The organism is Endozoicomonas sp. 2B-B, assembly GCF_053470045.1.
In genome coordinates, this window is record NZ_JBLZMU010000001.1 from 4,032,527 (window position 1) to 4,058,220 (window position 25,694).

General features: G+C 47.3%; 12 protein-coding genes. 10 read left to right on the top strand and 2 right to left on the bottom strand.

Annotated elements, in window-relative coordinates:
- Window positions 1-28: 28 nt before the first annotated feature.
- Window positions 29-1,075 carry an alpha/beta hydrolase family protein gene (locus ACOMHB_RS15470; protein ID WP_448217277.1) on the top strand — a complete coding sequence of 349 codons (1,047 nt, stop codon included), beginning with the start codon at window positions 29-31 and terminating at the stop codon, window positions 1,073-1,075.
- Between the two features lie 47 nt (window positions 1,076-1,122).
- Here ACOMHB_RS15470 and ACOMHB_RS15475 read toward each other — a convergent pair whose 3' ends face one another.
- Window positions 1,123-7,521 (bottom strand): polysaccharide lyase domain-containing protein, encoded by a 6,399-nt coding sequence (locus ACOMHB_RS15475; RefSeq protein ID WP_448217278.1) that lies wholly within the window; start codon window positions 7,519-7,521, stop codon window positions 1,123-1,125.
- 720 nt (window positions 7,522-8,241) lie between these two features.
- Here ACOMHB_RS15475 and ACOMHB_RS15480 point away from each other — a divergent pair.
- The 8 genes from ACOMHB_RS15480 to ACOMHB_RS15515 all read left to right on the top strand — a co-directional run bounded on the left by ACOMHB_RS15480 (window position 8,242) and on the right by ACOMHB_RS15515 (window position 21,956).
- Window positions 8,242-9,846, top strand: coding sequence for a hypothetical protein (locus ACOMHB_RS15480; RefSeq protein WP_448217279.1), 1,605 nt, complete (start codon window positions 8,242-8,244; stop codon window positions 9,844-9,846).
- Between the two features lie 144 nt (window positions 9,847-9,990).
- Window positions 9,991-11,766, top strand: a complete 1,776-nt coding sequence (locus tag ACOMHB_RS15485) for a hypothetical protein (RefSeq protein ID WP_448217280.1) — start codon at window positions 9,991-9,993, stop codon at window positions 11,764-11,766.
- Between the two features lie 121 nt (window positions 11,767-11,887).
- Entirely contained in the window at window positions 11,888-13,513 is a 1,626-nt protein-coding gene (locus tag ACOMHB_RS15490) for a hypothetical protein (protein WP_448217281.1), read from the top strand.
- A gap of 220 nt (window positions 13,514-13,733) precedes the next feature.
- Window positions 13,734-15,284 (top strand): hypothetical protein, encoded by a 1,551-nt coding sequence (locus ACOMHB_RS15495; RefSeq protein ID WP_448217282.1) that lies wholly within the window; start codon window positions 13,734-13,736, stop codon window positions 15,282-15,284.
- A gap of 228 nt (window positions 15,285-15,512) precedes the next feature.
- Window positions 15,513-17,009 carry a hypothetical protein gene (locus tag ACOMHB_RS15500; protein WP_448217283.1) on the top strand — a complete coding sequence of 499 codons (1,497 nt, stop codon included), beginning with the start codon at window positions 15,513-15,515 and terminating at the stop codon, window positions 17,007-17,009.
- Between the two features lie 93 nt (window positions 17,010-17,102).
- On the top strand, window positions 17,103-19,112 hold the full coding sequence (locus ACOMHB_RS15505) for a hypothetical protein (RefSeq protein WP_448217284.1): 2,010 nt from the start codon (window positions 17,103-17,105) through the stop codon (window positions 19,110-19,112).
- Window positions 19,113-19,200: 88 nt separating this feature from the next.
- Window positions 19,201-20,751, top strand: a complete 1,551-nt coding sequence (locus ACOMHB_RS15510) for a hypothetical protein (protein WP_448217285.1) — start codon at window positions 19,201-19,203, stop codon at window positions 20,749-20,751.
- A gap of 221 nt (window positions 20,752-20,972) precedes the next feature.
- Window positions 20,973-21,956: a transposase gene (locus tag ACOMHB_RS15515; RefSeq protein ID WP_448217286.1), complete on the top strand. Its 984-nt coding sequence runs from the start codon at window positions 20,973-20,975 to the stop codon at window positions 21,954-21,956.
- Between the two features lie 407 nt (window positions 21,957-22,363).
- Here the strand turns inward: ACOMHB_RS15515 and ACOMHB_RS15520 are convergent, their stop codons facing one another.
- Complete coding sequence (locus ACOMHB_RS15520; RefSeq protein WP_448217287.1) at window positions 22,364-23,860, bottom strand: hypothetical protein; 1,497 nt, start codon at window positions 23,858-23,860, stop codon at window positions 22,364-22,366.
- 233 nt (window positions 23,861-24,093) lie between these two features.
- Here ACOMHB_RS15520 and ACOMHB_RS15525 point away from each other — a divergent pair, with 233 nt between their 5' ends.
- Window positions 24,094-25,308: a hypothetical protein gene (locus ACOMHB_RS15525; protein ID WP_448217288.1), complete on the top strand. Its 1,215-nt coding sequence runs from the start codon at window positions 24,094-24,096 to the stop codon at window positions 25,306-25,308.
- Window positions 25,309-25,694: the final 386 nt, after the last annotated feature.

The window sequence follows — 25,694 nt, forward strand, 5'->3', positions numbered from 1 at the left end:
TCACAACAGGCATAAGAATCAGATCATCATGGATAGATCAAGACTCGATACACAAGCGACTCAATTCAGGCCTATTTCTGAAAAACAGTTCGATAAGTCTCAGAAAACAGGTGTGTTTGGCCGGTGGAAAGTCAAACTTTCCAAGTCCATGGGCAAATATTCCCCCCAAAAAGCCACTCTTAAAAACGATGCCCCTGTGAAACTCGAGCAGCGGGAAATCAAAAAACTGGCCATGAACAGTAAACCGCCCACAGAACCCAGAGTTCTCAGATCTATGGCCATTGATGCTCAGTTGGCCGCTTATCCCTACCACCGATCGCTTGAGAAAATCAGCGAAGCCGGAGATATTCACAAACCAGAGAAAGAGGATTTTGCCGCTCAATGGCAACCTTCTGAGGATATCGCAAAACTGATTTCCGATGAGACAGGAGTGACCCTCAGCACCAAGGAACCCGGATTCCTGTATGACAAGAAAACAGGACTCACGGCTTACGTTCTTACCAATCCTGAACGTAAGGAAGTCCGTCTGGTGTTTGGCGGCACGACATCGGGACTGGCAGCAGGAGGGCTAATCGAACGTTCGAGAAAAAACATGCAGTTTTCAGGCAAGCAATGGCAAGCCAATCTCAAGAATCTCACGGGAAAAGGCATCCCTGACAGCTATAAACAAGCCAAAGCCCTGACCGCCAGTCTTATGAAAAATCTGCCTGCAACGCCTGAAGGCGAGCCTTTTTCTCTGAAACTCAATGGCCATTCCAAAGGAGGAGCCGAAGCAAGCTATGCAGCACTCTCCATGGTGCCTCCAGTCGAAGCGGTTTGCTTCTCAAGTGCGGAGCTGAGTCGTGCAGCTCTATCAGACATTCCCAGAGAAAATCTGGCCAGCGCCCACGAGAAGGTAACCCATTATAAGGTCAGCAAAGACCCGGTGACGCTTGCCGGAAAGTTTATCAGCGGTTTGTCCCATACCGGCAAAGTCATCACGCTTCCAGCCAAACATGCTTACGATTCGTTTCTGGATCGGCATGATAAGTTCACAAAACATATTGAGCATTACGCCAAAAATGAGTCCCACTGAACCTTTACGTTTGATTGAGAGGGCTTTTAAAACCCTCTCAAACAAACTTACAGCTCACGTTCCATTATCGGATTTTCAATCAAAGGGAATTGATCACCTTCGCTTTCGCCCAAATTCATTTCAGGATCTTTCGTCAAACCTGTTTTCATTTCTACGCCCGCAGATGGCGAATAAATGACTTCATCATCATCCTCACTTAAACCGCGCCATTTGCGTTGGTTACACCATGCAAGCACTTTTGCAGTGGCAGCCAGTGCAAGGGTTTTGGGTAAGATAAAGAACGACCAGGCTCTCCCATGTCCAGGCAGATTGGTAAGACCATAGAGACCACACCCGCCGTATACAGCAGCTGCACCGACAGCGAACCCTATGCCGACCCATTGGCCCGTGCTCAGACCATTGTGTGAAGGTGTCGGAGACCCTCTCAAGGCCTGAATATTGGGCAAAGCGCTACAGTTACCCTCTGCAAACTCAAGAATATCAGAAGGTATTTCATCGAGGTTAACGGAGAAGCAACGGTTACTGTACACCTGAACCAGGCCATTAATTCTGGCAGGCTCTTTAGCCAGTCTGCCAACCGTGACATCAATGGTTTTCTTCTCGTCAATAGCTGAACCCATGGCAATGTTGTCAGCGATATAAGCATAGATATCGTCCCTGTTATTATTTGGCAGTACAACACTGATGTTCACCGAAACAGACTCGGTCTCCTGAACATTCTTACGAACTTTCAGGATTCTGTAGTGACGGACGTCAATAGCAGCCGGTGCAGACTCGCCAGAATTTGAGTCTGTAAAGCGGTTACCGGAAATATCCATCTTCTGGACTTCTTCCAGGCAATTTTTACAATCGGCATAAATGGCGGCTTTTGTCAGACCTCCGGAAAAAAACGTACTGCCAGTAATTATCACATCACCTGATGAGTCCCGTACCTCAATATAGTGGGAAGGCGCTTTTTCGTTTTCCCTGATGGCGTTATATTGAAACTCATCACCGCTCATGACGAGTTTTCCACGATAGTGGACGGCCTTGATTGCCGTGCTGATGGGGTTGCTCCGGATACTGTCTGAAGCGGAAATATCCCAGGTTATGCCTTTGCTGAAGAAACCCAAACCCGTACTGGCATAATCGAGCAGAACCAGCGATTCTGCCTCGGCAGGATAATCAACGGCTTGCTTAATAACCGTATTGCCAATACCGACCAGTGCCACAGGCCGAACCACACGAAGCTGCTCGTACAGTTCATAGCTGCCTGCCTGAAGTAAAATAACCTTGCCAGACTCCGACGTCATGTCTACTTCGTGAAGCAGTTCCCAAGTATTTTGTACAATCACCACTTCAGAAAACGTAGTCCTTATATTCATTTCCTCAAGCTCGTTCAGAAGTTGCTGGCAGAGCTGAGCTTTGTCTGAATCGGTTAGCTGATCACATGGGCTGCTGAGTGGTGGTAGAGATGAAGGTGTCGAGCCTGATGTGACGGATGATACGACAGTGGTCTGAATCCGGGTCGGCACGATAGACGATGGCGCTGAACGGATCTTTCCGCCCGGACTTGGCTCTGAAGTTCCGTAGCCGTTCATTGCAACGGTCGCTGCTGGCAAAGAGGGCGTTACAGTGGATTTGGAGCGCGCCAACCTTGCAGTAGCTTCCTCCAGACCGGGGGTGTAGCGATAATTCTTCTCGTCAAAATCCAGAAGTTCCGGTGGTTTATAGTAGTCGTTTCCGGTTACTTCTACGTAACCCGATAAGTTGAGCTTTTCATAAGGTGATTTCTTGTGGACTTGTAGCTGAATGATTCTTTCTTGTTGCGATGCGTCTATATGCGCTCTGTTGTTTTTTATGGTAGCGCTTTCAATGCTCTGGTTGTTTTTAAATCCAACTTTTATCGCACCCGCAGCACTGCTGTCTTTTTGTATGTTGTTGTGAATTTTCAGCTGTTGGTAATTAGCAAGAACAATAGCATCTGGCCTGTCGCTATGAAATGGATCGTCACTTCTGAACTCATTGGCGTCGACCTCGATAGCCGCCCGGGAGTTTGGGCTGGCAGTGGATTCAATCACATTAGACTCCACTGCCTCTGTATCAAATATATTATGACCAACGTAGTACGCATAACCCTTATTATCGTTCAGCACTACAGAGTGCAAGGGCCAGGATATGGAGTGTTTCCGGTCACTGAAGCGATTCTGGTAAATCCGTATATCACCGTTGTAACCTTTTGCGGAGATGAGGGATTGAAATTTAAAAAAGTACCGGCCTTCAGGCATACTGGTCTTCCACTCCAGGTTCCAACTGTAAAAGCCGGTATCCAGAGGATCAGAGACAGCCTTAAGGTAAAGCAGTGAACGATCGGGACCTTCGCTGCCACTGAAGTCGCGTGCCGCTGTGATAACAGGCAATCGGCCGTCTTCACTTTTTAAGGCGACCATGGCAACCCGGTGGTTGGCACTCAGAGCTTTTGATAGTTCATAGGTATCCGGCTCCAATAGAATAATTCTACCGCTAACAGGTCTGCCATCATCACCGGTCGTTTTATTGATGGCGTCGATCAATTCCGGAGTAGTGCTAACCACAATGGCGTGAGAAAAGGCAGGCTTATTGGCAGTCGTCCCCGAGGCCAGTTCGTCTTGCAGAAATGCCTTACAAATTTCAAATGCGGTTGGATGATCCCGGATATCGTTGCAGGGTTCCGTTTTTGCAGGCAGCGGGCGAACAGAGGCGGTGGCAGCTATCAGTGAACCGGTTGGCGTAATGGCATCAGGAGACACACTGACTGATGAGGCCGCTTTTACCGTCGATGACGCTGAAATTGTCTGTGAAGGCGCAATAACCTGTTTACCCGGGATGTAATCAATAAAACTCGGGGCAAGTCCGGATTCATCAAAGGTGTAATAATCATTTCCTAAAACATGAAGTTTTCCGGTAACCCTCAGATAATGATCGGCAAAGTGGGAAGACTGGAAGATAATTTTGCGCTGAAGCTCAGGAGCATCTTTATGAGCAATGTTATTCAACACGTAGCCATGCAAGCGTTTAACGTCGTAATGATCTCTTAAAAGAATGCTACCTGTTGCATCTTTGTTTTTCTGCTGGTTACCAGCGATCCGGAAGCGCATATAACCTAAAACGCACATCGATTTCGGCGGTTCTTTTCTATAGCTCTTTAGGAATTTCAAGGCGTCTGGGGATGGGGAGGTTTCGATGTAGAAATGGTTATTACTAACGTCAAGCGGAGGTTCTGCAGCCTGACAGACTTTACTTTGACAATTGGCGATAATAGTACACTCGGTTAAATAAGCGGTATCAAACCTGTTGTCTTCTATAAACGTACCACCAATAGCATCCACTAACTCGATATAAGAGTTGATATAACTCAATCTTGCTTCCGAGAATTTGTTTTCATAAATTCGGATATCCCCTTGATAGGAATTACTGTAGATAGCTCGTTTTTTTATTAACCCATAAAAAAATGAGTATATTGGAGTGCTAGAGATGTCCCAGTGAATATGGTGACTGAAAAAGCCGGTTTCAGCTACCTCTGGATCCTGGCGAAGATAAGCCAACAAACGGTATCCCCAGTCCTTAGTGGTTTTGATAGTAGGATATTCACCGTCTTTAAGGACTCCAACCAGAGCCACCTTGCGCGTAATATCCAAGTACTTGGTGAGTGGATAGGTACCGCTTTTTAATACAACCAGTCTGCTGGCATCGGGATTGCCTTCCGGGAACTTGCCGGTAACGGCTTCATCCAGTTCCCTGGCATTACTGACGACAACCGCCAGAGAAAAAGAGTGACCACCCGATGCTTTGTTATTGTTAAGAAAGGCTTTGCAGGCGTCAATTTCACTGGCCGTGACCTCTGCAGTTGATTGCATGCGATCACAGATTGCCACAGAAGAACCTGTTGGAGTAACGGAATAGCTTGGCGACATTGCCCGGGTCGGTAAGGGTGTTGTGCTATTGGTAATATCCCGATGTGCTGGTGCAGACATTCCCGGGGCGGATGTCCGGACGACCTGCGAAGGCGACACCACGGGTTGAGTAGTGGATGATGCCCTGGCAGTCGTAGCTTCGACGGTCAATCCAGCCATCAGTTTGTCCGGGTCAAAGAGTGTATAACCGCTGTTTTGCGTCACAATCAGCGATCCGGTGACACGTGGGAGCCCTTCAAGCATGTAGGACTCGATTCTTATCATCCGCTGATTTCCCGGAGCACTTGTGCTCACGGTATTGTTGCGGATTACACCATTGACACCACTGGTATTATCTTTCAGAAAAACACTGATTTTGGCGGCAGCTTTGCTGTTTTCCTGTCGATTGTTTTCAATCTGGAATCGTTTGTAGCCCTTAAGTTCAATGCCGTGAGCAACTGAATAGGTCGTTGAAGCCTGATCACTGATAAAACGGTTTGAGACAATTTCCATTTTTGTACCGAGTTCAGAACAATCGGCACATTGGGCAGCAACCGCACAAAATTTAAGACGGGTGGTATCAAATGTATTATGCCCTATGTAAGCATCGTCGTTAAAATTATTCAGCATCAGGAAGTGGCGAATGTTGTTAGCGTCCAAATGATGCATAAAGTAGTTATCAAAAATCCTGATCTTGCCCGAATAAGACACCCCGCTGATTGTGCTGTCTTCAGAAACCACTTCATGTATATGATAAATATCATCAATATCATCAATGCCGGTATCCCACTTGATATGAGCACTGTAAAAACCGGAGGATGGTTGTGAAGAACTGCTCCTCAAATCAACCAGCGATGACCTTTCACGGGACGTCAGGAGGATCTCGTTACTGGCTTTTATCTTGGGAAAAGAGTCACCGGATTTCTCACCAACCAAAGCCACTTTATGATTGGTGATTAATTGTCTGGGTAGCAGGTAGGTTCCTGCACGTAAGACAATAATGCTGCCTGTGAATCCGCTATCGTCAGGGTAATATCGCTCAACGGCGTTAAGCAGCTCCTCTGCGTTGCTTACCACGAAGGCGTGAGAGAAGTTTTTATCGCCGCCTGTTGCCAGCGAGTGACTGAGAAAGTCGTTACAGATCTTGAAGGCAGCAGCATCCCGACTCAAGTTGCCGCAGATTGGTAATGGAGAACCTCCGGCAGGAATCTTTTTTCCTCGCGTGAAGGCAATATAGGCGCCCTCTTCATCCTCGCGCTTAACGTCGAAATAGTCATTGTCAGAAATGGCCAGAAGACCCGTAACTTTGGAATTCTCCTCGCTTGTTTTTTTTGCTACTTGTAAATTGATTAAGCGATTGGACTCATCTGCGGCAGGATCAGCAATATTGTCTTTAATAGAGCCTTGCACCCCGGGCTGGTTAAGTAACTCAACCAATATGGATGCGTTAGCCCGACGGCTCAGAGAAATATTATTTTTGATCGTGAATTTTTTGTGATGAGCAAGATGAAAGGCATTCTTACTGACGGTGTTCGCACCATTTTCGCTCATTAATACATTGTTGGTAATAATGATTTCATTCTGGTCTCTACCGGAGGCACTTGCCTCTGAGAATACCGCTGAAAGTCTGATGTTACTGGTATTGAACTGGTTACTGTCGATCACTATTTTTTTGGCTGTATCACGCCTGTTCTCCAGATAAACAAGCTCACTGCCATGAAAGTTATTGTTCTTTTGTGTAAAAATGTTGTCATAAAGCCTGATTTCCCCCGGATAATTCTCCCCGAAAATGGTGCTGTATTTGTTAGCATCGCCGTAATTCGAAATCACGTTGGTTTCCCAGTTTATAAATGCGCTGTAAAAGCCAGCTGAAGCCCCCTCTTTTGGCTGCTGCAAATAAACCAGACCGGTTGGATTACTCCCCGCCAAATCAACATTTGCAGTGATCTTTACTCGGGTCCCGGCCGATTTAATACCCACCAAAGCCATTCTCTGAGCGGGCTTCAATGCTTTGGTAAGCTTATAAGTTCCGGGAGCCAGAACAATAATAGTGCCTCCGGGCCTGGCGCTTTCGACCGCACTGACAAGTTCACTGGCATTAGTGACAACCCGTGCCGTTTCAAAGGATTCCGTCTCTCCGGCCGCTGTTTCATTGTTGAAAAACCTGTTGCAAGTCTCCAGGGCTAACTGATTACGGAATAAATCATCACAGGGATTGCTTCTGCTGAATACCGTTGTCGGGGCTATTGTAGTAGCTATTGTTGTGGCTATTGTCGTAGCCGTAGCTGAAGTTCTGTTTGGTGACAGGCCAGTCGGAGTGTCTTTTGGAGGAGCAGTCGTGTCTGTCAGAGTGTCTGGTGGGGGAGCAGTCGTATCAGTCGGGGTGTCTGGTGGGGGCGTAGTCGTGTCTGGGGCACTGCCGCCACCGACACTATAAGCGGAAAGAGACAGAGTGCAGAATGCCAGAAAAAAAACCGATAAAAAACATCGTATTTTATACGACGGATAACAAACAGTTGCACATGAACTTTTCATAATAATTAGTAAGCCATATCTATAAAAATTAATAAAAAATCAAACGCATCTTCAATGACAGAATGTTTGAGTAATTAGTCGTGTAACTTCAGTTATAAAAACTGATAGTTAATAAGTTAGGAAAAATATTTCCAACAATTAAAATAGTTTGAAATAGATGTGGGATTTTTTACATTGAACGGCTTTAGGGAAAGATGAATTCGTAGATTTTCATGCACCAAAGCCACAATAACCGACAAGACTTTCAAACTCCAAAGTAGAGGTTGATTTGTCAGCTAATGAAACGCACCAAAAATGGGCTGGAGCCCCATTTTAAGAACGACATTTGTCTTATTATATCTGGCTATTGACATAGATCTTTTTTCACAAATTGCCCAGATGGACAATGGATAAGGCCAAAGCACAGGCTTTGGTGTTCGAACCTGTAATACCAATCGAACTTTCTAACTCCCTATTGCGCTGAAGATTTGAGCCTTAATCCTGCGTTGCCGATCGTCGCCATAGCTAAGGCTATGACTCCTCACGCCGCCTTGTCTTAAGGCTCAAATCTCCATGCTCATTGCGGGAGTTAGAAAATACGATTGGTATAAGAAATACAGAACAGATGTGCCGGTCGGTGGCTGGAGTGGCTGGAAAACCGCACCGTTTTCTTAACCTCGATCAATGGCTAACCATACATGTAGCGTCTAGGCTTCGGTAAATTTCTCAGGAGTTCAGAGCATGATGAAGCTACAGCAATATCTGGCACGTTTAATTGTGCCTGTATTACTGTTTCAGGCCCTGAATACCCAGGCTCAAACAAGATTACAATCTTCAACAGCAACCCCTTCTGCCATAAATAAGACGACACCCTGCGACGATCTTCTGAAGCCGACGAATCTTGCACTGCAGACGAAAGGAGTACAAAAACGACTGAACCAGCACAGGAAACTTGTTAAGGGACAGCAGTGCGTTATTCTCAGTGCCAACTCCTTAAAAGATTTAAGTGAGTTAATAGAGCAGTTTCCCGAGAACACCGTCATATTGTTCTCATCCAATACTGACCCTATCGTGACACCCTCGCCAACAGCTACCTCTTTGACGGGCAAAACGCCGGTTGTGTACTTTGCTGACCATGAAATACGTTTAAAGAATGGTCAGGACATTATTGGCGCGGCTGATGACGACTTTGAGATCGTCATCAGGGATCGGCCAGTATTTGAAGGCAAATATCTGCTCAGGTTTGGATCTGCCAACTTTCAGCCCGCCCATACAGACGACAGCAACATAAAACACATTACTTTTCGGCCCACCCGAAAAAAAAAGCGCGACTCCATTAAATCCATTATTTACGCAGAGTGTTATAACCGAAAACTGATTGTAGAAAAAAATGTATTTTATCCCCCTATCCTGGCCGAAATTATTGATGTAAATGATTTACATAAGCCTCCTTTCCGGGCCGCTGTTATTATTGCTTGCGAAAAACATCTGGATGCATCTGTCAAATGGCTCCAGGGCCCAGAGTTGCAGTTTGCAGATAACAGGATCATCGGTGAAAAGTTCGACTCGATTAGCGACAAACTTTTTCCCTATGTTATTCCCGACCAAGGCCTGTTTATTAATCTTACTGGCATCGTGAATCAGCAGGACAAGATAGCTGTTTCCGGGAATATATTCGAAGGTTACATTGCAGAAGCGGCTGAGTTCACGCTTGGACCCGGGACCCGCATGGAGGTCTTCAATAACACTATCAGCATTTCCAATGAGGGCGACACAGAGCACAACTCTGTTCGCAAAGGAGGGTTCGTTCTCGCGGGGCCTGCAGATAACACGGAAATCCCCCCTGTTTTTTTACTGGCTGACAATCAGATCAGGGTAACACGGACAGCTATCATCGTAAGGGGGCAGCTCGGCCTGATAATGGCTTGTAATCACCTGCAGGCAGTTAATCCATGGTGGCAACCCCAAAAACAATTCAGCCTGAAAGCACTGCCATTGCCCTCGGGAAGAGAACCAGAATGGTGCAATGACATAGTGAGTTCAACGACTGTCAGGCCCACTGCTTCAGGTTCAGCCCATGACAGGTCAACATCCATTCCACCTGCAATAAGCAGCCGGTTTGCCAATACCTGGACTGCCATCAACGGTTCCTTCTTCACTGCCTGTAAGGGTCTGGTCAACTTCGAAGGTCGATTTTTGTTTGCTACAGAAGTCTGCCAGCCTGTCATTTCCCATTCTGCTCCCGATACCAGCACGACAGCAGTCCCTTCCTCATCAACAATTACAGCTACAGTGGCAACCCCTCTTGGCATCATGACCACTCTGGCCATATTGCTGAATCTATAACCAGAGCCCATTGATCCCTGCAGGCATTCCGGGAACCTGAGAACGATTAAAAGGAAGTCCTGTATATTTTGTTAACACCTGATAATGGCCAACTATTAATGGAGCGTCTAGGCTTCCTATCTAGGTTCGCCAGGAGCCCGGAACATGATCAAGCAGCAATATTATCTGGCCCGATTGATCGCGCCTTTATTCCTTTTGCAAGCGCTGATTCTTCAGGCCCAGATGCCGACAGTCTCTTCTTCTACAGCAAGCACTCCGAAACCATCGTGCAATTCCATGGGACAGACGAAAGTTGAACAACGGCTAAAGCAATACAGCGAGCTTGATAAAAAGTGCAAGGTTCTCTATGCCGACCCTTCAAAGGATTTAGGTGAGTTGGTAAAACAGACTTCAAAGGACACCGTTATCTTCCTCTCCTCCAAAACTGCACCCGGCGCAACGCTTTCTCCAGCTACCCCCGCATCCAGTATTGCACCCAGCGCAACGCTTTCTCCCGCTACCCAGGCAGCTAAAACCCCGGTTGAGTATTTTGTTGACAGTGAAATAGTTTTGAAAGACGGTCAGTCCATTATTGGAGCAGCTGATGACGGCTTTGAGATTGTCATCAGGGATCGGTCAACTTTCAATCACAAACACTTACTTACAGTCGGAGACCCTGAAAGCTTCAAACCTCTCGAAACCAAAGACAGCTATATAAGACACCTTACTTTCTGGCCATCGCTGAATAATCCACGCCTTCCCATTGACTCTATTATTTCTGCAGAGTGCTTCAACCGGAAGCTGATCATAGAAGATAACGTATTCCGCACTCCTGCAAAGGCCGCCTTCAAGCTTGAGTGCAAAGAATTTTCCGACGCCCCTGACCCAACCCACCCCCCTGGCCCACACCTGAAGTTCGCTAAAAACAGAATCTATGGAGGAAAATACACTTCGGTTACGGACAGAATTTATTCCCATGTTATTCAGGAACAAGGAATATTTATTAATCTTCCTTCTGTCGTGAACCAGTCAGGTCGGCTATCGGTTATTGGAAACACATTTGAGGACGATATTGCAGAAGCGGCTGAGTTCAGACTTGCTCCCGGATCTAAAATCAATGTCTTCAATAACATTATCAATATATCCAATGTTGGCCCCATAACTCGCAGCACCACTCAAAAAGGAGGTTTCGTTCTGGTTGGGCCAACACATGACCTTGCAAAGCTGCCTGTTTTTTTCCTGGCTGGCAATCAAATCAAGGTAACACGAACCGCTATAACCGTCAGGGGACAGCTTGGACTGACTCTGGTTTGTAACCACCTGCAGGCCGTCAACCCATGGCGGCAACCCTTAAAACAATTCAGCATTAAAGCAATGCCAGCACCTTTGGGACAAGTGTCAGGAGTGTGCAGTAGCCTTGTGGGTCCAACTTCTGTCATGCCAATATCTGGTACAAATTCAACCTTTGTTATGTCAACGCCCACTCCAGATTCAACGGCTGTCATGTCAACATCCGGTCCGGACTCAATCGCTGTTATGTCGGCTTCCAGTCCGAATGCAACCCTTGCCATGTCAACTCCCATTCCAGATTCAAACGCTGTCATGTCAACTCCCACTCCAAATTCAACCCTTGTCATGTCAACTCCCGCTGTAAATTCAACGGTTGCCATACCAACGCCCACTACACATGGAAGCATCCGGTTTGCAAATATCTGGACTCCCATAAACGATTCCTCGTCCACTCCCTGTACCGGTCTGGTTAACTTCGAGGGTCAGTTCTTTTTTCGTAAAGAAATCTGCCAACTATTCACTCTGGCTTCTGCTTCTGTAGCCAATACAACGTCCGGTTCCCTATTGGTCCCAACTACGGCAGCGGGAACAACCGCAGAGATTACTGGTTTGGGTGTTTTGGCTACGTTGGCCATATGGTTGAATCTGTAACCTGAGCGAATTCTTTCGAGGCGATCATTCCCCACAAAGCGTCTGTTACAAAACCTTGGTTCCTGTGCTTTCAGGCCTTGTGGGTTCAATGACCCACAGATATCCCTAAAGAGCCCGGAACATGACCAAGCTGCCAAATTATCTGAACAGATTGTTTGCGCCTTTATTGCTTTTGCAAGCTCTGGTTCTTCAGGCCCATGTGCCGACAGTCTCTTCTTATATATCATGCCTTCAGATATCACCTTGCAACACTCTCATGGGACAGACGTCAGGGGTTGAGCAACGCCTGAAGCAATACAGAGAACTTGTTAATGGAAAACAGTGCGTTGTTCTCAGTGTCGACCCATCAGAGGATTTAGGCAGGTTGGTAAAAAAGATCCCGGAGAACACCGTTATCTTGCTCTCCTCCGCCACTGCACCTGGCGCGACACCTTCTCCGTCCCCTTTCCCCGAGACAAATAAAATCCCGGCTGTGTACTTTGTTGACACTGAAATAGTTTTGAAAAACGGTCAGGACATTATTGGAGCGGCTGATGACGGTTTTGAGATTGTCATCAGGGATCGGTCATATTTTGAATACAAACAACACATACTCAGAGTTGGATACCCTGAAAGCTTCAAAACTGAAGAAACGAAAGACAGCCATATAAGACACCTTGCTTTCTCGCCATGGCAGAAAAGTTTTCACCATCCCATTGAATCCATTGTTTTTGCAGAGTGCTTCAACCGGAAGCTGATCGTAAAAGATAACCTATTCATAAGTCCTGCAAGGGCCGCCTTCACTCTTGATTGCAAAAAATCCTCCGATGCCTCTGACTCAACCCGGAACCCGAGCCCAAACTTGCTGTTCGCTAATAACAAAATCTCTGGAGGAAAATACAGCTGGATTGCTGATTATACTTCTTACTATGTTACTCAGGAACAAGGGATATTTATTAATCTTCCTTCTGTTATTAACCAGTCAGATCGACTATCGGTTATTGGCAACACATTTGAGTACTACATTGCACAAGCGGCTGAGTTCAGACTTGCACCCGGATCTAAAATCAATGTCTTCAATAACATTGTCAATATATTCAATGCTGGCCTCACAATTCGAAGCTCTGCTCGCAAAGGAGGTTTCATTCTGGTTGGGCCTGCACATAGCCCTTCAAAACTGCCTGTTTTTTTCCTGGCAGGCAATCAAATCAAGGTAACACAGACCGCTATAAACGTCAGGGGACACATTGGACTGACTCTGGCTTGTAACCACCTGCAGGCCTTCAATCCATGGTGGCAACCCTTAAAACAATCCAGCATCAGAGCAATGTCGGCACCTTTGGAAAAAGTGTCAGGAGTGTGCGGCAGCCTTGTGGGCCCAACGGCTGTCATGTCAACTCCCACTCCAAATTCAACCGTTGCCATGTCAACTCCCGCTGTAAATTCAACGGTTGCCATACCAACTCCCACTACACATGGAAGCATCCGGTTTGCAAATACCTGGGCTCCCATAAACAATTCCTCGTCCACTGCCTGTGACGGTCTGGTTAACTCCAAGAGTCAGTTCTTTTTTTACTTAGAAACCTGCCAACCATTCACTCTGCGTTATGCTTCTGCTTCTGCTTCTGCTTCTGCTTCTGCTTCTTCTGTCTCTGTTGCTGATACAACATCCAGTTCCCTTCTGGCCCCAACTAAAGCAGCGGGAACAACCGCAAAGATTACTGGTTTGGGTGTTTTGGCTAGTCTGGCCATATGGTTGAATCTGTAACCTCAGTTAATTCATCCTTTTGACACCATCATTCCCCGCAAAACAGCATTGCAGAACCCTGGCTCCCATGCTTTCAGGCCCTGTGAGCCGCAACCTGGGAACCGATACGTTCTTGCCAATTTTTTCATGATCGAATTACATGAGATCGAATAATATTAATGGATAGTTATAAATGCAGAGTCTAGGCTTCCTCATTTTAGGATTTCCGGAAGTTTTTAAAGTGATTCATAATTTAACCCGATTAATCGCGCCTGTGTTTCTTATAAAGGCTCTGAGTCTCCATGCCCAAACGACAACTCAATCGACTATACCCGAACCCCCTTCTCCTTCAACACCCCCTCCGACGATGTCCTGCGAGGCTATTTCGGGGCAGACGTCAGGGGTTCAGAGTCGCCTTATCGAGCATAAAAGCCTCGTTCGCGGTCGGCAGTGCGCTGTTCTCAGTGCCGATCCGACAGTGGATGCAGATCAGCTGATCAATCAAATTCCTGAAAACACCGTGATACTGCTCTCCTCCGATACTGCCACCGCAGTGAAGACGCCTTCTCCATCAGGTTACCCTGTCTCGGGCAAAGCCCCGGTTGTGTATTTTATTGGCGGTGAAATACGTCTAAAAAACGGTCAAGACATTCTCGGGGCAGCTGATGATGGCCATGAAATCGTCATCAGGGATCGGCCGGGATCTGTAGATAAACATTTCATTAAGGTCGGAACCACTGACAACTTCCAGTTTGACGAAACCAAAGACAGCCATATCAGACACCTCACCTTCCAGCCCACTCGGGAGAATGGCTCCCCATCAATTGACACCATTGTTTTTGCAGAGTGCTATAACCGGAAACTCATTTTAAAAGAAAACGTATTTCACCTTCCTCTCCAGGCTTCACTTGTCCTTGATTGTAAAGAATCTCTGGATGCATCAGACAATGTCAACCGCCAGGGGCCGGGCCTGCTGTTCGCCGAAAACACACTCAAAGGTACAAGCTTCAAAAAGCTCACCAAAACGCTTGTTCCCGAAATAGGCCTGTCTATTAATCTGCCTGCCATCAGAAATCAGCAAGAGGCATTAACTGTTACCGGAAACAAAATTGAGGGCAAAATGGCAGAGGCAGGTGCCTTTAAACCTGGCTCAGGAAGCGCTATAAATATCTTCAAAAACACGGTTGATATTACCAATTACGGCAGCATTGGTCGCCCCGCTTTCCGCAAAGGGGGTTTTGCTCTTTTAGGTCATACTGATACCAGTGCAAAAACGCCTCTCTTTAATGTGATTGGCAATAAAATCCAGGTGACAGCAACCGCTATAACTATCAGGGGACTGATTGAACTGTCTATGTCTTGCAACCACCTGCAAGCCTTCAATGCATGGTGGCAAATCCAGCCGCAATACAAGTTCAAGGCGTCCCCTGCAACATTTGGTGATATTGGAAGACAGTGTGAAAACGTGGTGAGTTTAAACAATGTTATGCCAACTCCACATGAAAACATCGAGCCTGCAAATACCTGGACGGGCACACCTTATTCCTCTGATACGGCTTGCTCCGGTTTGGAAAACTATGTAGGCCAGCTCTTCTTTGACACAGAAAACTGCCAGTCCTTCACGCCATCCTTTGTTTCCAGTACCCGCAAAACTGCCAGCTCCACTAAAACTGGCAGTAGCACTACAACTGAAAGTATCTGCATGATCTGCAGTAGATTACCAGAGCATACCTTGCAATTTTTTAGTGTGTGTTTTCTCCTGACCCTCATGGCTCTGATCTTCGCTAATTAATCTGAGCTGACTCACCCTTCCGGTTCAGGCAGGCTTTTAGAAAACTCTGGTTCCCTTTCAGGCTCTGTGGGATCCGGAGTTGGAAACAACAGGCTATCTCAAGTTATTGAGACCGGTTTTCGGATAAGCAGAGCATGGAAACAAGTTGTACTTTCTCAACACAGACCAATGGATAACTACAAATACAGCGTCTAGGCTTTTTAACGACCCTCCCGAGGAACCCTGAAAATGATTAAGTTGCAGCGTTTTACAGCTCAGTTAATCGTTACTGCATTTCTGATACAAGCCCTGAGCCTGTTCGCCCAGACAACTCAGCCTGCAACCACAACATCCTTCTTGCCATCAACACGGTGTGACACTCTTACAGGACAAACGACGGGGGTTCAGCAACGGCTAAGCCAGTATAATGACCTTGTTCGTGGACGACAGTGCATTGTCCTCAGTGCCGATCCGATAGAAGATACCGCAGGGCTGATTAATCGAGCTCCTGAAAACAGCGTGATACTGCTCTCCTCCAACATTATCCATGGAGTGACGCCTACTCCCTCCATGACCCCTTCGACAAGTAAAAAACCGGTTAACTACTTCATTGACAGTCCAATACTTATAAAAAGTGGAAAGGATATTATAGGGGCTGCTGATGACGGTTTTGAAATCGTTATTTCGCCTTGGCCAAGTTTCCGACAAAATTATATGCTCAAGATGGGTTCCTATGATGATTTTCAGTTTGGAGAAACAAGAGACAGTCATATAAGGCACATCACGTTCCAACCCATTCTACCTGACAACAGCTCACCCATTCACACGATTATCTTCGCTCAGTGCTCTAACCGCAGATTGTTTCTGGACAACAACGTATTTTATCTCCCAAACTGGATCGGGGTCAGACTTGAGTGCACAGAACCTCTCGATGCAGCTGCCAATCATTTGCATCCGGGCCCTGGTCTGCAGTTCGTCAATAACACATTACTGGCCGACTCAATCAACGCTCACGGTCACATGCGTATCCCTCTGCATGCGTTAAAAATCTATCTTCGTGGCATCGAGAACCAGTCCGGGAGGGTCAGTGTTATTGAGAACACTTCCCGGGGAAAGATGGGCAGCATGGGTCGCTTTGGTCTTGGACCCGGAAGCAGTATGGATATCTTCAGAAATATTATCGATATTGACAACTCAGGCTTGACACATAGAGAAATGAATTTAGGAGGAAAAATACGAAAAGGTGGTTTCATTCTTATCGGTCATAGTGAACGCGCTTCAGAACCGCCTCTCTATAATCTGGCAGGCAACCAGATTTATGTAACAGACACCGCTATAAGTGTCGAGGCAAAACTTGAACTGGCCCTGGCTTGTAACCGCCTGCGGGCCTATAAACCCTGGCAACAAGACAAACAACAACACCCCGTCGAAGCTGCTGATCCGTTACCACTGGCAGGTGAGTGCGAAAGTTCGGTGAATTCAACCGTTGCCATGGCAACGACCCGGCCGCCCAGACTCTGTCAGATTGTCAATACCTGGACTGCCATCAATAATTCCACAGCTACTGCCTTGAGTGGACTGTCCTACGTCGATGGTCAGTTCAACTTTGACCCGCTAGTCTGCCCGGCAATCAATTCGACCTCTGCTCCTGTCACCACTCCATCTACCCTTTCATCAGAGGGCACAAACCTCGCAGCAACGGCTTTAAGCGTCGTGACCTCTTTATTCCTTTTGTTAAAAAACTAATCTGAAGTCATGTCTCCGGCAAAGAGACTGATGGCTAATTGTAAATGCAGAGTCTAGGCTTCCTATCTAGATTTATCGGTAGTAGTCCTTAATATGAACAAGTCACAGTATTATTTAGCCCGTTTAATCGTTCCTGTATTCCTTTTACAGGCTCTGAATCCGGAAGCTCAAGCGACTCAGCCGCCACTTCCAACAGACTGCGCCTCTCTTTCAGGACAACCGACGGGGGTTGATCAATGGCTTAAATACAATAGTGAACATGTTCGTGGACGAAAGTGTGTTGTTCTCACTTCAGACCCAACGGTGGATACCGCTCAGCTGATCAATCAAATTCCTGAAAATACTGTCATACTGCTCTCGTCCCGTACGACGATTCAACCCGTTATCCCCCCAACAGGTAATACCCTGATTATCTACCTTATTGATAGTGAAATCGTTTTGAAGGACGGTCAGGACATTATTGGGGCAGCTGATAAAGGTTTTGAAATAGTCATTATTCCTAAGCAAAGTTATAAAAAGCAATTTATGGTCAAGGTTGGAACCCGTGACAACTTCCAGTTTGAAAAAACAGGAAGCAGTCATATAAGGCACGTTACTTTCACGCCAAAAGGCGACGGGTACCGCAGCCAAGTATACGCAATTGTTAAAGCAGAGTGCTATAATCGAAATCTGATTATAGAAAACAACCACTTTTCTCTTCCTTATTGGACGGCAGTTGACCTTGATTGCAAAGAACCTCTGGATGCATCCGCCAATGTTGATCAGCCGGGTCCGGGCCTCCGGTTTGCGAATAATACGATCATCGGTAGTGGTATCAGAACGCGGTTCGGCCTCTTTTTTGCCGAGGAAGGGATACACATTAACCTTCCAGCCATCCAGAACCAGTCAAAGAGACTCGCGGTTATTGGGAACAGATTCCTGGGCAGAATGGCTGAAGCCGGTGAATTTGTTCTTGGACCCGGTGCCCGTTTAGATGTCTTCAGAAACAGGGTCCACATTTCCAATATCGGTATCACACTCCGCAGCGCCCGTCGACAACGACAATCATTGCTGGGAGGCTTTGCTCTCATAGGTCACAAAGACAGCGACTCAGGGCCTGCTCGCTTTAATCTGGCGGGCAATAAGATTAAGACAACAGCCGCCGCCATAACCGTCAGAGGCCCCCTTGAACTGGCCCTGGCTTGCAATCACCTGCGGGCAATCAGTCCCTGGTTACAACTTCAACCAGAATTCAGCCTGAAATCTGCTAATCCATTGCCACTGGGAAAAGAGTGCCCAAGTGTGATGAGTTCATCCATTGCCATGCTCACTCCTGACCCAACCGTTTCCAGACAGGCTCCAGTATCAACCGTTGACATGTCAACGCCAAACTCAACGTCTGTCATGCCAGGTCTGGAATCAACCGTTGGCGTGTCAACGCTAAACTCAACCTCTGTCGTGCCGGGTCTGGGATCAACCGTTGGCATGTCAACTCCAGACTCAACCTCTGTCATGCCAAGTCTGGAATCAACCGTTGGCGTGTCAACTCCAGACTCAACCTCTGTCATGCCAAGTCCGGGATCAACCGTTGGCGTGTCAACGCTAAACTCAACCTCTATCATGCCAAGTCCGGGATCAACCGTTGGCATGTCAACTCCAAACTCAACCTCTGTCATGCCAAATCCGGGATCAACCGTTGGCATGTCAACTCCAAACTCAACCTCTGTCATGTCAGGTCTGGAATCAACCATTGGCACGCCGACACCAAACTCAACCTTTGACTGGCCAACTCCATACTCAACCGTTGTCATGCCAACACACAAATCCTATACAATCAACCAGATCAGGAACACCTGGACCGCCATCCATGATTCCACCGCCAACGCCTGCAGCGGATTGTTCAACTTCGAAGGTCAGTTCTTCTTTAACAGAGAAGACTGCCTGACAGTTCCCATGACCCACGCTTTTTTTATTACCGATACGATATCCATTAACAGCAGGACTCATGATACCGTCAAGACTATCATTACCTCTATGGTCCCCACTTCGTCAGCGGGCACAAATCTGTTGACTACTTCTGGCCTGGGAATCATAACCACTCTGGCCGTATTGCTATCTCCTTGACCTGAGCTTATTCATCCCTACGCAAGCGTGGCAACCGGTTTTGATTAATAGATGGGTAAAATCGCAGCGTTCAGGAGTATGACCCAGCATGATCAAACTGCAACATTATCTGGTCTGGTTGATTACTCCTTTGTTTCTGTTACAGGCTCTGAACCAGGAGGTTCCGGGCGCTCATCGAAATAATAAACTTGAACCGACCGAGTGCGATTCTGTTACATTGCCACTGCTGAAGCATACGACGGGGGTTAAGCAACGGGTGGCCCAATACGGCAACCTGATTCGCGGACGACATTGCACGATTCTCAGCGCTAACCCTGCAGAAGATTTAAGTGAGTTGATAAAACAGCTTCCGGATGACAGAGTTATACTGCTTTCCTCACACACGTTTTCGCCAACCACTGCCTCTGTGCCAACCACTCCCTCTGTGACGGGTAAAACCCGGATTCACTATTATATTAGGAATGAAATAGTTTTGAAGAACGGTCAGTTCATTCTTGGGGCTGCTGATGACGGTTTTGAAATCGTTATTTCGCTTTGGGAACGTTTTCGAGATAAAAATATGGTCAGGGTTGGAACCACTGACAACTTCCATTTTGGCAGAACTCATGAAAATCGTCTGAGTCATCTTACCTTCCTTCCGACCGGGCCTCTGGACCAGCACCCCGTTCACACCATTCTTTTCGCAGAGTGCTATAACCGGAAACTGATCATAGAAGACAATGTATTTCATCTTCCTAACTGGTCTGCGGTTGACCTTGATTGCAGAAAAAGTCTGGATGCGTCTGTCAATGTCTCGCATCAGGGCCCTGGCTTGCTGTTCACCAAGAACAAAGTTATCGGTAAGATCATCAGCACAATAGACCACAGAATCACCATTCCCAGGGAAGGGATATTTATTAATCTCCCTTTCATCAAGAATCAGTCAAAGAATCAGTCAAAGAGAGTCGCGCTTATCGGGAACACCATTCGGGGCGTAATAGCAGATGCAGGTCAGTTTGAACTCGGACCCGGAACCAGTATGGATGTCTTCAGAAACACGGTCAACATTACCAATGCTGGCCCCACTGTTCGCGACACCACTGGCCTTCGAATAACACAAAGGAGTGGTTTCGTTCTCAAAGGTCATTCAGAAAGTGATGCAGAACGTCCACTCTATAATTTGGCAGGCAACCAGATCCAGGTAACAGGAATAGCTCTGGCCGTCAGTCCACCCCTTGAACTGGCCCTGGCTTGTAACCACCTGCAGGGATCCAGCCCGTGGCGACAACTTTACAAAGAATTCACCCTGAAAGCCGCTGTTCCATTTCCACTTGGAAGTAAGTGCAAAAACTTCGTGAGTTCAACCTTAGTTGTGCCAACACCCACTAACGGTTCCTATACAATCAGCCAGATCGAGAATAGCTGGACAGCCATCAGTGACTGCAGGATCAAGGCCCTGAGTGGACTGACCAACTTTGAAGGACAGTTCTTCTTTGGCCGGGAAGACTGCCTGAAAACGACTACACTATCTCCAGGCAACAGCAGCAGGCCTGCCGCTGACATAGACCCCGATTCATCAACAGCTACAACCTCAGTAACAACGGGTTTGGGTGTCATAACCACTCTCATAACCACTCTGACACTATTGTTGAATCTGTAACCCGAGAGAATCCGTCCCTTCGGTTTAAAAGCCAGAGGCATGAATTCACTTACTCTGGCTCACTTGCTTTCAGGCTCGGCAGGTCCCATCAGGAGCACAGACTGACGGCAAGTTTAAACGCAGCGCCCGAATACTTAAAAAGACACCCATAAATTTGCTTTACCATCCACCTGGTCTACTTTTTCACCCATCACTGATTTTTTACCCAGACAGGTGAGTTCATGGCCCAAGCTCGCAATACCCTGATTGATCCCGGCACAACGCCTTATTACCACTGCATGGCAAGATGTGTTCGTCAGGCTTACCTCTGTGGAGAGAACCACCTGACTGGCAAGAACTACGAGCATCGCCGTCAGTGGGTGGTGGATAAACTCCGGGAACTGGTTTCAGTCTTTGCTATCGAAGTCTGTGCTTACGCTGTCATGTCGAATCATTATCATGTGGTTTTGCACATCAATCAGTCATCTGCCAGAGGCTGGTCACGGAATGAAGTGCTTCACCGTTGGACGACCTTGTTTACAGGCCCACTTCTGGTGCAAAGGCATCTGGCCGCTGACAAACTGGGCAGCGCTGAATTGGCCCGTATTGATGAATATGCTGAGGAATACCGGCGTCGTTTAACGGATATCAGCTGGTTTATGCGCTGCCTGAATGAACATCTTGCTCGTGAGGCCAACAAAGAAGACGAGTGTAAAGGACGCTTCTGGGAAGGACGCTTTAAAAGCCAGGCATTGCTGGACGAAGCAGCGTTACTGACCTGCATGACCTACGTTGACTTGAATCCGATTCGGGCTGGAAAGGCAGAAACACCCGAAGAGTCGGACTACACGTCGATTCAGGAACGGGTGGAGCAGGTTACACATTCTGAGACTAAAAAACAGCCGCTGACCCTGAAACCTTTCTGTTTGCAGGGACAGGAAACGGACGTTGCCCTTCCCTACCTTCTTCACGACTATCTGGAACTGGTTGACTGGAGCGGTCGCATTGTCAGAACAGATAAGAAAGGTTCCATCCCGTCGTGCCCCCCTCCGATTCTTCAAAGGTTGGAAATTGATCCGGATGAGTGGCTGAAAACCATGCAATGGAATAATCGTTTTTATCGGGCAGTTGGCCGTCTGAAGGCGATGAAGGCTTATGCACTTGAAGCCGGACAGAAGTGGCTTCGAGGTTTAAACGCCTGCAGTCGTTTGTACCTGACAGGTTAGCGTAGAAGTCAGTTAAGACGTCAAAGACCCTCTCTTTATCTCTCTTCGACTTATGTCGGAATGAATTTGCATTGTCTGAATTATGGCTTGAACAGCCTCTGTTCGTTGGGTGGCGCTGTGTGGTTCGGTGATACGCGACTTGAAGATAGATTTTTCTGATCCTTTTTGGGAGTACAGTTTTTGAATGTCTTATTTTTTCCCCCTGAAGAGACATTTTTTATGGGTGTCTTTTTTTCCTGTACATGAGCGGCTCAGGAGTCATGGCTAATACCCTGAGTAGCAGCACTAAAGAGAGTATTGACAGAAAGATCCATCTATTTTCTTGCAACGCCTTAACCGTATTAATGGATAACTATAAACAAAGCGTCTAGGCTTCCTATCGACTTTCCAAGGAGTCCTGAAAATGATTAAGTTGCGGCACTATTCGTCCCTTTCCATCGCACCTGTATTTCTTTTACTGCCTCTGAACCTTCAGGCTCAGAACACGACTCAACATACAGCCGCAGTTCAATCGACAGCTGGAGTTCAATCGACAGCTGGAGTTCAATCGACAGCCACAGTTCAATCGTCAGCCGCAGTTGAACCGACAACCGCAGTTCAATCGTCAGCCGCAGTTGAACCGACAACCGCAGTTCAATCGTCAGCCGCAGTTGAACCGACAACCGCAGTTCAATCGTCAGCCGCAGTTGAACCGACAACCGCAGTTCAATCGTCAGCCGCAGTTGAACCGACAACCGCAGTTCAATCGTCAGCCGCAGTTGAACCGACAACCGCAGTTCAATCGTCAGCCGCAGTTGAACCGACAACCGCAGTTCAATCGTCAGCCGCAGTTGAACCGACAACCGCAGTTCAATCGTCAGCCGCAGTTGAACCGACAACCGCAGTTCAATCGTCAGCCGCAGTTGAACCGACAACCGCAGTTCAATCGTCAGCCGCAGTTGAACCGACAACCGCAGTTCAATCGTCAGCCGCAGTTGAACCGACAACCGCAGTTCAATCGTCAGCCGCAGTTGAACCGACAACCGCAGTTCAATCGTCAGCCGCAGTTGAACCGACAACCGCAGTTCAATCGTCAGCCGCAGTTGAACCGACAACCGCAGTTCAATCGTCAGCCGCAGTTGAACCGACAACCGCAGTTCAATCGTCAGCCGCAGTTGAACCGACAACCGCAGTTCAATCGTCAGCCGCAGTTGAACCGACAACCGCAGTTCAATCGTCAGCCGCAGTTGAACCGACAACCGCAGTTCAATCGTCAGCCGCAGTTGAACCGACAACCGCAGTTCAATCGTCAGCCGCAGTTGAACCGACAACCGCAGTTCTATCGTCAGCCGCAGTTGAACCGACAACCGCAGTTCAATCGTCAGCCGCAGTTGAACCGACAACCGCAGTTCTATCGTCAGCCGCAGTTGAACCGACAACCGCAGTTCAATCGTCAGCTGCAGTTGAACCGACAACCGCAGTTCAATCGTCAGCCGCAGTTGAACCGACAACCGCAGTTCTATCGTCAGCCGCAGTTGAACCGACAACCGCAGTTCAATCGTCAGCCGCAGTTGAACCGACAACCGCAGTTCAATCGTCAGCCGCAGTTGAACCGACAACCGCAGTTCAATCGTCAGCCACAGTTCAATCGTCAGCCGCAGTTGAACCGACAACCGCAGTTCAATCGTCAGCCGCAGTTGAACCGACAACCGCAGTTCAATCGTCAGCCGCAGTTGAACCGACAACCGCAGTTCAATCGTCAGCCGCAGTTGAACCGACAACCGCAGTTCAATCGTCAGCCGCAGTTGAACCGACAACCGCAGTTCAATCGTCAGCCGCAGTTGAACCGACAACCGCAGTTCAATCGTCAGCCGCAGCTGAACCGACAACCGCAGTTCAATCGTCAGCCACAGTTGAACCGACAACCGCAGTGCAATCGTCAGCCGCAGTTGAACCGTCCGCCGCTGTTCAATCGACAGTTACAGCTCAATCGTCAACTGCAGCTCCTACTGCTGCAACTCCCCATCCAACGGAATTATGCAGCTCTCTCAGAGGTCAAACGACGGGGGTTCAACAACGGCTTGACCAGTACAGTGATCTTGTTAGCGGACGACAGTGCGTTGTTCTCAGTGCCGACCCTGCAGATGATTTAAGTGAGTTGATAAAACAGATTCCTGATAACACCATTATCTTGCTTTCCTCTAAAACAACTTCTCCAACCGTTGCCCCCGTTACAGGTAAGCCCACTGTTGAATATTTTATCGCCAATGCAATCGTTTTGAAGAGCGGTCAGGACATCATCGGGGCTGCTGATGACGATTTTGAAATTGTTATCAAGCTTCATGTTAACTTTACAAGTAAATACATGATCGGAGTTGGCGTTCACTACGATGACGAATTCAATTTTGGAGAAACAGCAGACAGTCATATAAAACACATTACTTTCCGGCCAACCGGAGTTAATCCAGATACTCAAACTGACGCTATTGTCCAAACAAACTGCTATTCTGGGACATTATCTATAGAGAACAACGTTTTTTATCTCCCTGTCCAGGCCGCAGTTAACATTGTTTGCTCTGCGAATCTGGATGCATCCACCATTGATTTGCACTCGGGCCCGGGCTTACGTTTCGCTAATAACGAGGTCATTGGTAAAACCATCAGCACAACAAAACTCAGTATGATTCCCGAGGAAGCAATATTCATTAATCTTCTCAACATCAATAACCTGTCAAACAAACTCGAAATAATTGATAACACATTCCGGGGCAAAATCTCGGAATTGGCTCAGATTAAAATTGGATCCGGAAGCAATATTAATATCTTCAGAAACACTGTTGTTATTGACAATAAAGGCAAGACACCTAGCGAAATTCGTACAAGAATTAAAAGAGGGTTCGCTTTAGTGGGTCTTTCCTCGTCTGACGATGGAAAAGCTCCTCTCATTAATCTGGCTGGTAACAATATCAACGTCACAACGACAGCTTTAACTATCTATGAGAAGCTTGATCTGGCACTGGCCTGTAACCACTTTCGGGGAATGACTTTGTGGAAAGTAGACGACGAAGGTTTCTCCCTGAAAGCCGTTGATCCATTGCCACTGGCAGATGAGTGCCCAGGGTCTGTGAGTTCAACCGTCGACCCGGCAACGACCAATGCATCGACACTTTGCCAGATCGTGAATACCTGGACTCCCTTCAATGATTCCAAAGCCACTGCTTTGACTGGACTGACCAACGTCGAGGGTCAGTTCTACTTTGACTCAGCTGTCTGCATGACAGAGCCTCAATCCTTTGCTTCATCAGCGGGTACAACTCCAGTGACCAATGCTTTGGGGGTCATAGCTTCTCTGGCCATAGTGTTGAATCTATAGCCTGAGCTGATTCCTCGGTTAAAAGAGCATGCCCGCACCCTGTATATGAAAGGCTCAGGAATCAAGGCTAATACCCTGATTAGCAGCACTAAAGAGAGGATTGACAAAAAGATCCATCTATTTTCTTGCAACACCATCATCACATTAATGGATAAGTATAAACACAGCGTCTAGTCTTCCTAACGACTTTTCCAAGGAGTCCTGAAAATGATTAAGTTGCGGCACCATTCGGCCCTGTTCATCGCTCCTGTATTTCTGTTACTGCCCCTGAACCTTCAGGCTCAAAACACGACTCAACCTACAACCGCAGTTCATCCAACAACCACAGCTCAACCGACAGCAGCACTTCAACCGACAGCCGCAGCTGAATCAACAACCTCAGTTCA